This window comes from Rhodococcus sp. AQ5-07, assembly GCF_009707305.1.
Taxonomy (GTDB): domain Bacteria; phylum Actinomycetota; class Actinomycetes; order Mycobacteriales; family Mycobacteriaceae; genus Rhodococcus_F; species Rhodococcus_F erythropolis.
Map to the genome: position 1 here is coordinate 4,039,759 of NZ_CP046099.1, position 12,456 is coordinate 4,052,214.

General features: G+C 62.9%; 14 protein-coding genes. 7 read left to right on the plus strand and 7 right to left on the minus strand.

All coding sequences use genetic code 11. The features are described 5' to 3' along the window. Window positions 1-62 precede the first annotated feature (62 nt). Both GJB56_RS18770 and GJB56_RS18775 read left to right on the plus strand, forming a co-directional pair. A complete protein-coding gene (locus GJB56_RS18770; RefSeq protein ID WP_230091009.1) occupies window positions 63-1,583 on the plus strand; it encodes a PucR family transcriptional regulator in 1,521 nt (506 codons plus the stop codon). Window positions 1,584-1,609: 26 nt separating this feature from the next. Next, a complete protein-coding gene (locus tag GJB56_RS18775) occupies window positions 1,610-2,254 on the plus strand; it encodes a formylglycine-generating enzyme family protein (protein ID WP_030243927.1) in 645 nt (214 codons plus the stop codon). Here the strand turns inward: GJB56_RS18775 and GJB56_RS18780 are convergent. Both GJB56_RS18780 and GJB56_RS18785 read right to left on the minus strand, forming a co-directional pair. Further along, window positions 2,237-2,812, minus strand: coding sequence for a hypothetical protein (locus GJB56_RS18780; protein WP_020909296.1), 576 nt, complete (start codon window positions 2,810-2,812; stop codon window positions 2,237-2,239). The genes GJB56_RS18775 and GJB56_RS18780 overlap by 18 nt on opposite strands. An 18-nt stretch (window positions 2,813-2,830) precedes the next feature. Further along, window positions 2,831-3,940, minus strand: a complete 1,110-nt coding sequence (locus GJB56_RS18785; protein ID WP_060937911.1) for a DUF6670 family protein — start codon at window positions 3,938-3,940, stop codon at window positions 2,831-2,833. Between the two features lie 146 nt (window positions 3,941-4,086). On the opposite strand from GJB56_RS18785, the gene GJB56_RS18790 reads away from it, so the two are divergent. From GJB56_RS18790 to GJB56_RS18800, 3 genes are read left to right on the plus strand one after another with little or no spacing between them, the layout of a single operon-like run. Further along, window positions 4,087-4,929, plus strand: a complete 843-nt coding sequence (locus GJB56_RS18790) for an alpha/beta hydrolase (RefSeq protein WP_020970959.1) — start codon at window positions 4,087-4,089, stop codon at window positions 4,927-4,929. 2 nt (window positions 4,930-4,931) lie between these two features. After that, window positions 4,932-5,498 carry a nucleotidyltransferase family protein gene (locus GJB56_RS18795; RefSeq protein ID WP_019745523.1) on the plus strand — a complete coding sequence of 189 codons (567 nt, stop codon included), beginning with the start codon at window positions 4,932-4,934 and terminating at the stop codon, window positions 5,496-5,498. 59 nt (window positions 5,499-5,557) lie between these two features. After that, a complete protein-coding gene (locus GJB56_RS18800; protein WP_070795608.1) occupies window positions 5,558-6,361 on the plus strand; it encodes a transglutaminase-like domain-containing protein in 804 nt (267 codons plus the stop codon). An 8-nt stretch (window positions 6,362-6,369) separates the two neighbouring features. Here GJB56_RS18800 and GJB56_RS18805 read toward each other — a convergent pair whose 3' ends face one another. From GJB56_RS18805 to GJB56_RS18825, 5 genes are all read right to left on the minus strand, one after another. Further along, window positions 6,370-7,341 (minus strand): alpha/beta hydrolase, encoded by a 972-nt coding sequence (locus GJB56_RS18805; RefSeq protein ID WP_020970961.1) that lies wholly within the window; start codon window positions 7,339-7,341, stop codon window positions 6,370-6,372. A gap of 143 nt (window positions 7,342-7,484) precedes the next feature. Continuing rightward, window positions 7,485-7,922, minus strand: coding sequence for an SRPBCC family protein (locus GJB56_RS18810; protein ID WP_113682626.1), 438 nt, complete (start codon window positions 7,920-7,922; stop codon window positions 7,485-7,487). Window positions 7,923-7,932: 10 nt separating this feature from the next. Next, a complete protein-coding gene (locus GJB56_RS18815; RefSeq protein ID WP_019745527.1) occupies window positions 7,933-8,472 on the minus strand; it encodes a LiaF domain-containing protein in 540 nt (179 codons plus the stop codon). 46 nt (window positions 8,473-8,518) lie between these two features. Further along, window positions 8,519-9,049: a gluconokinase gene (locus GJB56_RS18820; protein ID WP_020909302.1), complete on the minus strand. Its 531-nt coding sequence runs from the start codon at window positions 9,047-9,049 to the stop codon at window positions 8,519-8,521. Between the two features lie 12 nt (window positions 9,050-9,061). Continuing rightward, entirely contained in the window at window positions 9,062-10,450 is a 1,389-nt protein-coding gene (locus GJB56_RS18825; protein ID WP_019745529.1) for a GntP family permease, read from the minus strand. A 133-nt stretch (window positions 10,451-10,583) separates the two neighbouring features. Here GJB56_RS18825 and GJB56_RS18830 point away from each other — a divergent pair, with 133 nt between their 5' ends. Both GJB56_RS18830 and GJB56_RS18835 read left to right on the plus strand, forming a co-directional pair. Beyond that, complete coding sequence (locus GJB56_RS18830; protein ID WP_019745530.1) at window positions 10,584-11,312, plus strand: FadR/GntR family transcriptional regulator; 729 nt, start codon at window positions 10,584-10,586, stop codon at window positions 11,310-11,312. A gap of 97 nt (window positions 11,313-11,409) precedes the next feature. Then, window positions 11,410-12,417, plus strand: coding sequence for an NAD(P)H-dependent glycerol-3-phosphate dehydrogenase (locus tag GJB56_RS18835; RefSeq protein ID WP_019745531.1), 1,008 nt, complete (start codon window positions 11,410-11,412; stop codon window positions 12,415-12,417). Window positions 12,418-12,456 lie beyond the last annotated feature (39 nt).

The window sequence follows — 12,456 nt, forward strand, 5'->3', positions numbered from 1 at the left end:
GACGAAGTGCCCCCTCGGCGGACGATATAGAAATGCTCCCGACTCTGCGACAAGTTCTTGCGATGCCCTCGTTCAGGGCCGCCGCAATCGAGGTGCTCGCGGGCGACGTCGATACCGCGGTGGTCCGCTGGGTCCATTCGTCCGAGGTGTACGAGATGGGTGGGCTGCTGTCCGGAGGTGAGGTCCTCCTGACCACGGGCCTCGGTCTGCACGGGCGATCTCCCGAGCAGCTCACCGCCTACATCGACCAGTTGGCGGACGCGGGATGCGTCGCGCTCGCGATGGAGGTCGGCCGCTCGTTCCTCACGGCCCCTCCCGAACTCGTCGAAGCATCGCGCCGACGCGGGCTCGCGTTCTTGGCCCTGCACGCAGTAGTGCCCTTCGAGCGGATGGTCGAAGACTTTCACGACCTCATGCTCCGCCGCACTCTCGGTTCGGCTCAGGCGGGCGAGCCTGTCTGGCAAGAACTTCTGAGTCTCGTGGTGGCAGGCCAGGGTATGACCGCGCTGCTCGACAAGGTGTCACGACTCGCGGGGTGCGGCGTCGATCTCCTCGACGCGGATGGCAGAACCGTCGAGCGCAGCACAACCGGCGCAGAGCGGTCCGAGACCGAACGCACGATCCACGACGTACGCGGTCCGACGAACTCACTCGGTCGACTTGTCCTGTGCGGGCCCGCAACTACACGCCGAACCGCCGTCGCAAACTGCGCCGCCGTCGCGGTGGCTCTGGAACTCGGCCGTCACGGCGACCTCGGCCCAAGACAGTCACTCGCCCAATCGGTGATCACCGACGTGGTGGGCGGTGTGCTCACATCGCACGGCGACTTGTCCGAGCGACTGACAGCGGCCGGGTGGACGCCGTTGTCGGAGGGGCACCACGTCCTCGTCGCCGCTGTCGACATCGATCGGCAAACGCCGGTTCGAGAGCTCGCTGACCAAGTACGCGACGCCGTGCGGGCCGTGCTCGGCTCCTGTGTCGTCGGGACTGCGGCCAATCACGTCATCGTGCTCGCGCATGGGTGGGCGTCCGCATCCCCCGCTCGAGTGCGGACTGCTTTCACCGAAGCCGACGAGCTGCTACGCCGCGGGCCGGGCGGTTCCGCGGTACGCACGCTCGGAGTGGCGACGCCGGTCGAGGATCTGTCGGGCGTCGGGGCGGCGGTCGCGCAAGCTCGCGAAGTCGTCCAGATCGCACGGCGTTTCGGCACCCGGACCGGAGTGATCCTCGCTAGGGACGTCGGCGTCCAACGACTGCTCGCCGCCGGCACGACACCCGCTTCCTTGTCCTCGTTCGTCACGGAGCAACTCGGTTCGCTGATCGCTTACGACACAGCACATTCCGCCGACCTCGTCCGGACACTCGACGCGTACCTCGCACACCGGGGCGGCAAGGCGAGAACCGCGGATTTCCTCGGCATTCGGCGCCAGTCGCTCTATGCACGGCTCACTCGTATCGAGAAGCTGATGGGAGTTTCCCTCGACGATCCGGCGCAGGTGGTGTGTCTCGGGCTTGCACTGACCGCATGGCGCATGCGTACCGGCCTTGACCCACAAGCTGCGTTCGAGCGTCTCCCCGGGTGAGCGACAACCTCTGCGATGATGAACGAATGACCGGAGCAGCGGAATTGATGATCGAGATCCCTGCCGGCGAGGTGCATCTCAGAGACGATCGCAAAGGCACTGCGTGGACCTCGAAAGTCGAATCATTCCGCCTCGCTCGCCATCTCACCACCAGGGCACTGCTTCACGGAGATTCGGCGGACGATCCGAGCAAACCCGCGGTCGACCTCTCGTGGAAAGACGTCATCGCAACCTGCAACACACTGTCAGTCGCGGACGGTCTGTCGCCCGCGTATCACGACATCGACACCGAGTCTCCCCGGTGGGACCGGGCGGCAACCGGCTACCGACTCGCCACCGAGGCCGAGTGGCAGTACGCGTGCAAAGCCGGCACCTCCGGCTACCGCTACGGCGAAATCGACGAGATTGCCTGGTACAGCGACAATTCAGAAGGACGAGCACATGACGTCGGGATGAAGGCACCCAACAACTGGGGCCTGTACGACATGATCGGCAATGTCTGGGAATGGTGCTGGGATCTCTACGACCCCGAGGTCTACGGCACGTACCGGATCTTCCGCGGCGGCAGTTGGGCCGAAAGTGAGCGCGGTTGCGGCGCTACCGTACGGAGGCGAAGCCACCCGACGTTTGCTATCGATGACTTGGGATTTCGCCTAGCTCAGACGATCTGAGGGCAGACGGCCGAGGACTTCGAGCACAGCCTCGATCTCTTCTCGACTGCGCAGCCGAACTATCGGCAACGACGGCACATCGACAAGGACCGTGGCCATACGCCCGACGTTGCGTCCGTCGCTTCGCCAGGCCCAGCGCACCACATGATCCGGATCGAACAGAATGGTGTGCAGTGGCGGCTCCATGTTGCGATTCCACAACACCTCTCGCTGCAATCGCCGACGCACGGTTCGTGTGATCACCTGGCGCATCACCGTCCGCCGAGGCAGATCCAACCACAGCATCAGGTCCGCACGCTCGGCCAGAAGCTCACGCACCGCGCCGTACTGCCACTCGGTCACCCAGGCCGGCTCGCTGGAAAAGCGTCGTACTTCGGTTTCGAAACTCTCGAGCGGAACCCAGTCGGGCCCGTGGAACAGCGAGTCCAACTCAGTGTGTTCGATCCCGAGAAGCTGCCCGATTCGACCGGCGAGAGTCGTCTTTCCGGCGCCCGAGGTCCCCGCGACAAGGATCTTCTGCGGACGAGTCGTCAGCGAGGCGGGGTCTACGAAAGGCACCGATACACACTAGGTGCCTTACACTTCGCAGTCCACCCATTCGATGTAACCGGTGCCGTTGATCGACGCACCGTCGAAGCTTCCCCGGTAGGTGTACGCGCCGACGTATCCCTTACCGTGGCCATAGCGCCACTCCGAGTCGATCTCGGCCTCGAACTCGACAATCGCCCTGCCGTAATCGCGTACCTGCCAACGCAGTACGCGCGGCACACGCATCTCACGTCCCTGGGGGTCGACATGCAATGCGTCAGCGTACTCGAGTACGTCGAACACCACATCGTCGAAGACTCTTGCGCTGCCGTCCACCGTCCGAATGTAGGCGAGCTTGCACGCCGTAACCCCTGAAGCTCGAACATCGGTGAGCAACAATTGATGCCGGTCGTCGAGCTGAACGATCTGGTAGGTGAAGAAATCGGCCGGGAGCTTCCAGGACTCGGGAAGGGCGCGGCGGGTCAACGATTGCGGTGTCATACACCGCGCGTATTCGACGGTGCACGGAGCCGAAATACTCACCGGGCCATCCGGACTCGAGATCGTCCCGGAACACTGCGCCAGCAGACTGACGTGGTCGTAGACGGGATTGCGCACGAACCACGACGCTTGATCTGATGCCACGATCTCGAGATCGACGTCGAAAGAGTCGTATCGTCCGGTGACACGGAACTTCGGATAGCTGTTGTCGATGATCAGGTTGTCACCGAAGGCGATTCGCGAACCATCTTCTTCGAACGCACACTCATCGGCCGCGTCGTACGCCCGATAGAAGTGATGCCCCGGCGCTGCGGTAGAACTCAGCACGGTTGCAGTGTTTCGCGCGTCGGGTGCAGCGAGATAGTCGTTGTCGAACACCACCGTCCCGGTTGCACCGATCAACGTCATGATGTTGAGGTAACGGAAAGGCCCTGGCAGCCGGGGAACGAAGATCCCGTAGTGCGTCCACGCGAACTTCCGCGAAGCCAGGTGCGGACGCATCATCTCGGGCCGATCGAACGGGCGTACCGATTCCGCCATTCGCTTGTCGATCAGCGGTAGCGCGCCGTCCAGCAAGGCCCGAACCGCGGGTCGCCACAATCGGCGCGAGCGGGTGGCTGGAACAGGGTCGGAACGATCAACGGTTTGTCCGGTCACGCCCCTAAGTTAATGTAACCAGCCGTAACAAACAAGTGTCGAAGTTTCCTCGACGACCTCACACCCTGAACACCCGCGCCCTGCCCACGGGGCGAATAGCATGTGAGAATCCGCGTACCGGAACCGGTCGCAGAGAGGGCACAACAATGCAGCACGAAGAGTCGTCGTTCACCGGAGTCGCCGGCACCAAGATCGTCTACGACGTGTGGACACCGGACCGCGAACCCACCGGGGTTCTTGTCCTGTGCCACGGACTCGGCGAACACGCGAGGCGCTACGACCATGTTGCTGCGCGGCTCGGGGAACTCGGGCTCATCGTGTACGCACCCGACCATCGCGGACACGGGCGCTCTGGCGGCAAGCGCGTTCACCTGAAGGAATTCTCCGACTTCACCGACGACGTCCACACGTTGTTCTCGATCGTGACGGCGGCACATCCCGGTAAGGACAAGTTCCTGCTCGGCCACAGCATGGGAGGCGCAATCGCACTTTCTTATGCCCTCGACCATCAGGCCGATCTCAAAGCACTCGCCCTGTCCGGACCTGCTGTGATCATCGCAACCGGCACTCCGAAGATCGTGATGCAGCTGGGCAAGATCGTCGGCAAGTACCTCCCCGACGTGCCTGTCGAGAACCTGGAAGCGGCTGCCGTATCGCGTGATCAGAAGGTTGTCGACAAGTACAACGCCGACCCGCTGGTTCACCACGGCAAGGTTCCTGCCGGAATTGCGCGCGGCATGATCACCGCCGCGGAAGGCTTCCCGGCGCGCCTGCCATCGCTCACCATTCCCGTACTGCTTCAACACGGCTCGGACGACCGATTGACGGACCCCGCCGGCAGCAAGCTCGTAGCAGAGTTGGCCGGTTCTTCGGACGTCACCTTGAAGGTGTACGACGGCTTGTATCACGAGATCTTCAATGAGCCTGAGCAGGAAGAGGTTCTGAACGATCTGATCGAGTGGCTGCGCCCGCGGGTCACCGGAGCATAATCATGTCGACGTGCGGGATCCTGCTGGCTGCCGGGGCCGGATCCCGCATGGGCAAACCGAAAGCTCTCGTTACGGGCACGGACGGCCAGCCTTGGCTTCGCCACGGGGTGGCGACGCTGCAGTCCGCCGGACTCTCACCGGTCATCGTGGTTCTCGGCGCACAGGCCGAGGACGCCGTCGAACTGCTGCCCACCACCGATGTCATTGTGGTGAAATCGGATTGGGAACGGGGAATGAGCGCATCACTACGCTGCGGACTCGAGGCAGCCATGCAGATCGAGGGTGCCGAGGCGGCAGCGATCTCCCTGGTCGACGTCCCGGACCTGAACACCGACACCGTGACGCGAATCGCGGGTCAGGGCATCCCATCACGAAACATACTGCGAAGAGCTGTCTTTCACGGAAGGCCCGGCCATCCTGTCCTGATCGGACGCGACCATTGGCCGACGCTTGCAGAGTCACTCACCGGGGACGGCGGCGCCAACACCTATCTACGCGAACACGGCGTGGAGTTGGTGGAGTGCAGTGACCTCAGCAGCGGCGTCGACGTCGACTATCCCGAAGCCTGATCGCACTGTCACAATCCTCCCAGGTGGTGGGTGTCCGAATTCGGTGTAAGGATGATCCGATGAAACGTACCGTCGCCGCCCTGCTCGACATCGAGATCGACGAGGCGACCAACCTGGAGTTCAAGATCGCGGTGACGCGCGCGCCGGGTGTCGAACTGCTGGAAACGATGTCGTTCGTCCATGACGGCAATCCGATCGAACCCCGTGAGGTCATCGCCGAACACGGCACCCGGATTCACCTACTCGACTGTGCCCCAGGCAAACTGATCGTCAGCTACGATGCAACCGTCATCGGCCGCGCAGAACCGGCGTCGGTCAGCGACTACGACGTGTCGAAATATCTGCGCCCCAGTCGATATGCCGAGGCCGACAAGTTCTTCGGTTTTGTCGCCGGGCAATTCGATCTCGCCACTCCCCCGGCCGAACTCCTCCTCGAAGTCACGCGCTGGGTGAGTACACATTTGAGTTATGTTCCCGGCACCAGCCGCGGCACCGACAGTGCGGTGGACACCTTACTGGCAGGCGCCGGAGTGTGCCGCGACTACTCGCACCTGACCATCTCACTATTACGCGCCGTGGGGATTCCTGCGCGCTTGGTGGCCGTCTACGCGCCGGGCTGCGATCCGATGGATTTTCACGCCGTCGTCGAAGCCAGTATCGACAACGTGTGGCGCGTGGTCGACGCAACGCAATTGGCGCCGCGCAGCAATCTTGTGCGGATCTCGACCGGGCGAGACGCCGCGGATACCGCCTTCCTCGACAACCACGGCGGTTCGATCACGTTGCATGCCTCGGAAGTTCGCGCAGTCGTCGAGGGCGTTCTCGACAACGACGACTACGCAACACTCACGTCGATCGGCTGACAAACACCTCAGGCGCTGATCTGGTTCTGCGAGGCCATCGTTCGCTCGAGGAACTTGACCGTGAGATCAACGATCGCCTTACCCTCCCGAAGAGCTTTGCCGATCACCGGGAAAGCATGGATCTGCCCACTCCAGATGTGCGTTTCGACGGCTTGTCCTGCCTTGATCAGGTTTTCGGTCATGATCTCGACGTCCGGACGCATCAGTTCGTATTCGGCGGCCACCAGGAACGACGGCGGAATCAGACTGGCGTCGGCGTTGATCGGAGACTGCGCACCAGGAATCTCGTCCGGACCCTCCAGCCACCGGTCCTTGAGCTTCTCCACCTGTGACATCGGTAGGTAGGCATCGCGTTTCATGAAATCGGGATCGTGGTCCTCGAGGTTCACGTTGAGAAGAGGGGAATATCCCACCACGGCAGCGGGCCGCGTGATTCCGCGCAGTGCGGCAATTTCGGCGACCTTCATGGCCAGGTAACCGCCCGCCGAATCACCGGCAAGCACAATCTTGTTCGGGTCTTCCGCTGTCTCGAGCAACGCGGTGTACGCGGCCATCGCATCCTTGACGGAGGTGCCGATGGAACCTTCCGGCAGCTGACGGTAGCGCACGGAGATCACCGGCACTCCGGCCTTCGCCGAGAGCAAACCGCACAGCGCGCGGTGCGTTGCCAGACCGCAGAAGACGAACCCACCGCCGTGGAAGTAGAGGATCGTGGCTCCGGCCAACTCGCCCTGCGCTTTGCGTGGATGCTGCACCTTCTCGCTTGGCACACCACCAAGCGTGAAAGGCTCGATGTCGAGGTTCTTCGGCTTCGGCAGTTTGTCCGCCATCGCGTCGAGTCGCTCGAGTTGGCGGATGCCGCGTTCGGTGGTCGGCCAGAGGGTGAACATCGGCTTCACGAACGTCCTGGTCAGGCAGAAGATAACCCGCGCTCGGGGACTCACGTTCCAATGCCATACCGTCGAATCTCGCGTCCGCATAGCGTCCTCCCAGGTCAAGACGTTTTGTGCATGTGAGTTACACATACTTGTCGACTGCTGTTGTGAACGATAACTGACGCTGCGTCAAAACGACACGACGGGTAGGCATGAATTACTCGAGCGTGTGTAAGTTCGGCTCGCAATCACGGTTGGGAGAGATAAGCGGAGAGTCCGCGGTGCCCGCCACGCATCATCGCTTCATGATTCCACTCGAATACCGGCTTCGCGATCTTCGAGGCCAGACCGAGCGCTCCGAACACCGCTGCTTGTTGCCGAAAGTCGGCGACGCAGCCAGATTCAGCGGGGCGTACCACCCAGCTACTCCACCCAGTCATTGCCCCGGAGAGACGCACTTGCAGACGGCGGGCAACGGGGTCTTCGACCTCGCGTCGCCCGAAGACCAGCAGCGTCAGAGGGACAGCGCTGCGGATGGCCATGGAGCCCGAGTGCTCGTCGGTCGCCCGGACTCGGCGTATCTGAGGCCACCACTGCGAATACCGCTCGGCGTCCGCGAGAACGGCGTAGACGCGGTCGGCAGAGGCCTGGAGCGTCCAGACGCTGTGGAAGTCGAAGTCGGTCACGGCGTCCGAGCTAGCCGGTGCGCACGGTGAGATCGCCGAACAACGAATACGAGACGACACGAATAACCGGTGCACCTGGGCCAGGATCCTGTCGACCCCCGTCGAATTCCCGATCTCCGAAAAGGTCGAAGCCACCCAACTCGACTGAAACACCCTCCGGAACCCGCAGCCTCGTGTCCCCGAAGATCGACACGATGGTGATCGTCGAGGAGGACGCTGTGATGGTTGCCGATCGCAGATCGAACTTGACGTCCCCGAACAACAGCAGAGCGAGTGTCTTTTTTGCCAAAGACCAACGGCCGGAGCGCTTCGTGTCACCGAAGACACCGACGATCGTTGCTTGCGGCGGCGACACCACAGCAGGTGGTGCCGCACTGAACGGCACGATCTGCTCGAGCTGCCCTCGATCTGCGGTGGGCGACCACACCACTGCCGCCTTGTCCGAGTACTCCTCGAGGGTCAAACGCCCCTCACCCACCGCGACTTCCAGACGCGCTTGGGCATCGACACGCAATTGATCGACGTCGTGGCCTTCTTCAGCAGCAGTCACCCATGCACCGTAACCCGAACCTCGGGTGCTTACACGCCTGGCATGCTCAGTACTCGAACGTCTCCACCCGTCGCAGGATCTCCTCCGCGATCTTGGCGGGACTACCGCCCACGTCGACGACGATGGCCTGCTCGTCCGGGTCGACGGCCTCGAGCGTCGAGATCTGGGAGTCGAGAAGCGAGGCGGGCATGTAGTGATCGAGGCGCGCGGTCAATCGCTGGCCGATCTGATCCCGCGAACCGGCGAGGTGCACGAATACGACGTGCTCACCGCGAAGCACGTCGCGGTAGCTGCGCTTGAGTGCCGAACACGTGACGATGCCCGGCTGACCGGCGTCGGTATGGCTCTTGATCCAGACGGCGATCTTGTCGAGCCAGGGCCAGCGATCGTCGTCGTTCAACGGATGCCCGGTCGCCATCTTGTCGATGTTCGCCTGCGGGTGCAGATCGTCGCCTTCTTGAAGGTCCCAGCCCATCGCTCCGGCGAGCATGCCCCCGACCGTCGACTTTCCCGAACCCGAGACACCCATCAGGACGAGCACGGGATACTGCTTCTGCTGTGCCGCTTCGCTGTTCATGTGCTCGCCTACCTAGATGAATGCGCTCAAGACGAGCACTCCGGCCAGGCCCGATACCGAGATGATGCATTCCATCACGGTCCAGGTCTTGAGGTTCTGTACCACGCTGACGCCCAGATACTCCTTCACCAACCAGAATCCGGCGTCGTTGACGTGCGAGAGGAAGAGCGAGCCTGCGCCGATCGCCAAGACCATCAGCGAGACATGTGCGGACGAGAGGTCGGCCGCAACCGGAGCGAGGATGCCCGACGCCGTCACCGTTGCCACCGTTGCCGAACCCGTTGCGACGCGGATCAATACCGCTACCAGCCAGGCCAGGAACAGCACGGGAAGGCTGCTGCCCTTGATCGCGTCGGCGATCACTCCGGCGATACCGGTGTCGATCAGGACCTGCTTGAAACCGCCACCGGCGCCGACGATCAACAAGATGCCTGCGATGGGAGGTAGGGAACTCTCGAGTGACTTCGAGATGGCCTTGCGGTCCATTCCGCCGCCGCGACCCAGCAGCACCATTCCAACCAGAACCGCGAGACCCAAAGCCACAACGGGTGTTCCGAGGAAGTCGAGGACGGATTTGGGGAGTGCCTCGGAATCGGGTGCGATCACGTCGGCGAATGCCTTGCCCAGCATGAGAACGACCGGGAGGAGGATCGCTGCGAGAGTCGCCGCGAACGAAGGGCGCTGCTGCTTCTCTTCTTCACCTCGATCTTCGCCTGTGACAAAGAGATCCGGAACCTTCACGTCGACCCACCGCGCTGCGTACTTGCTGAAGACCGGACCGGCGAGAACAACAGTGGGGATCGCGACGAGGACACCGAGCGCGAGCGTGAGGCCGAGGTTTGCGTTCAATGCCGAGACTGCAACCAGCGGCCCGGGGTGCGGGGGAACCAACCCGTGCATGGCCGAGAGGCCGGCGAGGGTGGGGATCGCGATGCGCATCAGGGACAATCCGGATCGCCGCGCGACGAGGATGATGACCGGCATCAACAGAACGAGACCGATCTCGAAGAACATCGGCAGACCGATGACAGCGCCGACCAGAGCCATGGTCCACGGGAGTGCCTTGGTGCTGGAGCGGCCGACCAGTGTGTCGACGATTCGGTCGGCACCACCGGAATCGGCGAGGAGTTTGCCGAACATCGCGCCGAAACCGATCAGGATTCCGACGCTTCCCATGGTCGATCCGAAACCGGTGGCGAATGCTGCAACCGACTCTGCCGAACCGAGGCCGGCCGCCAGACCGACACCTACCGCGCCGATGGACAGCGCGAGGAAGGGATGCAGGTCGAGCCAGGTGATCAGCGCGATGATGACCGCGACGCCGGCGACTGCAGCGATGATCAATCGTGCGTCGCTACCAGCGGGGACGACCTCGGCCGCCAGCAATGCTGTGGTGTTCATAGGGACTCCCAGTCCGATGAGTGATTGAGGTCACTGTTCCTTAATTAACCTACAATTTCAAGAGCAGACACTAATTTGTAGTATTTATTCGCCTTGCACCGGGCTTACTCCATACGCATGGGACGATCTACGTATGCCTTCTGTCCCGTTTCAGCAGTTACACGACTCGATGCTGGAACAGCTCGGCCAAGACATAGTCGGTGGTGTGCTCCCCCCGGGAACCACGATCTCCGCCGACGAGGTGGCAACGCGCTACGACGTGTCGCGAACCGTCATCCGCGAAGTTGTCCGCGTTCTCGAATCTCTCGGATTGGCTTCGGTTCGTCGACGCGTCGGAATCACCATCCTGGGCTCCGAACACTGGAACTCGCTCGACCCCAATGTCATCCGCTGGCAACTGGCCGGTCCTGATCGGTTCGAGCAGCTTTCGATCCTGAGTGAACTCCGTTCCGGTATCGAGCCCCTGGCGGCGCGACTGGCCGCAACTCGCGCAACACCCGAGCAGTGCGGCGCTCTGACCGCAGCCGTCATCGGCATGTCAGCTACCTCTCGCGCTGCCGATACCGGTGCCTATCTCGGCCATGACTCCGACTTCCACCGCACCCTGCTCGCCGCCTCCGGTAACCCGATGCTGCGGGCGATGTCGCAGATCGTCGTCGAGATACTCGAAGGCCGCACACGCCACTCCTTGATGCCCCACGAAGCCGACCCCGAAGCGATTCACCTGCACGGAGTGGTCGCATCAGCCATTCAGTCCGGCGACGCCGACGCTGCAGAAACCGCGATGCGCTCGATCGTCGCGGAATCCGCAGAAGCGGTCGAAACAATGCGCGAAAGCCCCGAACCGCCGCCTCATCTGTAAGTCGAGCCACAGACTCGCCGGAATTGGCCCGCAACTGCTCCGCAAGTGGAACGCTTGGCGCCATGACAGCACTCGCTACCCAGAACAGCGCACTCTGATGGCCCGCCCGGTACGCGTCGTCGTCCTCGGTGCCGGATCGTGGGGAACCACGGTGGCCGGCCTCGCTGCCCGCAACACTCCCACCCTGCTGTGGGCACGAAATTCCGAAGCGGCCGACGAGATCAATTCGCAACGGACCAACTCCAAATACCTTGGTGAGCGCAAACTTCCCAAGGGACTCAAGGCAACCTCGGATCTGGTCGAAGCCGCTCGTGAAGCGGACGTACTCGTATGTGGGGTGCCTTCGCACGCCGTTCGCGCCACCCTCGCCGAGATCGCCAACGAGGTTCGGGCGTGGGTCCCGGTGTTGTCACTGTCCAAGGGCCTCGAGCCCGGCACCCGGCAGCGCCCCACCGAAGTGATCGCCGAGTGCCTGCCCGGCCATCCCGTCGGACTGCTCGCGGGCCCCAACATCGCCAAAGAGATCGTCGACGGCATGGCCGCGGCATCGGTCGTGGCCACCCAGGACGATCGCGTCGCCGCCGCGCTGCAACCCCTGTTCGCGTCGTCGGTCTTCCGTGTCTACCGCAACACCGACGTGCTCGGCTGTGAACTCGGCGGCATCCTCAAGAACATCGTTGCCATCGCCTCGGGCATGGCCGACGGCCTGGGAGTCGGGGACAACACTCGTGCGATGGTGCTCGCGCGCGGTCTCGCCGAAATGACCCGACTCGGTGAAGCGATGGGCGCCAACCCGCGCACCTTTGCCGGCTTGACGGGCGTCGGCGATTTGATCGCCACCTGCATGGCTCCGACTTCTCGCAACCGTCGCGTCGGCGAAGCTCTGGCGCAGGGATTGACCGTCGAGGAAGCGGTCGCCAAGCTCGGCCAGGTCGCCGAGGGAGTAAAAACTGCCCCTACCGTCATGGATCTGGCTCGCGAATACGGAGTCGACATGCCGATTGCCGCGGAGGTCGAGGCCGTCATCGGTGGTCGCCAAAGTGCCAGCGACGCATATCGCGGACTTCAGAAGGTTGCCCCGGGCGGCGAGCACGAGGTGGCGTGAGGAAGATCTACAGGTATCTAGCGATTTGGCTAGATACCT

Excerpts from the sequence above, each read along its gene's own strand:
- GJB56_RS18770 (WP_230091009.1), top strand. The coding sequence starts at position 63 with ATGCCCTCGTTCAGGGCCGCCGCAATCGAGGTGCTCGCGGGCGACGTC.
- GJB56_RS18775 (WP_030243927.1), top strand. The coding sequence starts at position 1,610 with ATGACCGGAGCAGCGGAATTGATGATCGAGATCCCTGCCGGCGAGGTG.
- GJB56_RS18790 (WP_020970959.1), top strand. The coding sequence starts at position 4,087 with ATGCAGCACGAAGAGTCGTCGTTCACCGGAGTCGCCGGCACCAAGATC.
- GJB56_RS18795 (WP_019745523.1), top strand. The coding sequence starts at position 4,932 with ATGTCGACGTGCGGGATCCTGCTGGCTGCCGGGGCCGGATCCCGCATG.
- GJB56_RS18800 (WP_070795608.1), top strand. The coding sequence starts at position 5,558 with ATGAAACGTACCGTCGCCGCCCTGCTCGACATCGAGATCGACGAGGCG.
- GJB56_RS18805 (WP_020970961.1), bottom strand. The coding sequence starts at position 7,341 with ATGCGGACGCGAGATTCGACGGTATGGCATTGGAACGTGAGTCCCCGA.
- GJB56_RS18820 (WP_020909302.1), bottom strand. The coding sequence starts at position 9,049 with ATGAACAGCGAAGCGGCACAGCAGAAGCAGTATCCCGTGCTCGTCCTG.
- GJB56_RS18825 (WP_019745529.1), bottom strand. The coding sequence starts at position 10,450 with ATGAACACCACAGCATTGCTGGCGGCCGAGGTCGTCCCCGCTGGTAGC.
- GJB56_RS18830 (WP_019745530.1), top strand. The coding sequence starts at position 10,584 with ATGCCTTCTGTCCCGTTTCAGCAGTTACACGACTCGATGCTGGAACAG.
- GJB56_RS18835 (WP_019745531.1), top strand. The coding sequence starts at position 11,410 with ATGGCCCGCCCGGTACGCGTCGTCGTCCTCGGTGCCGGATCGTGGGGA.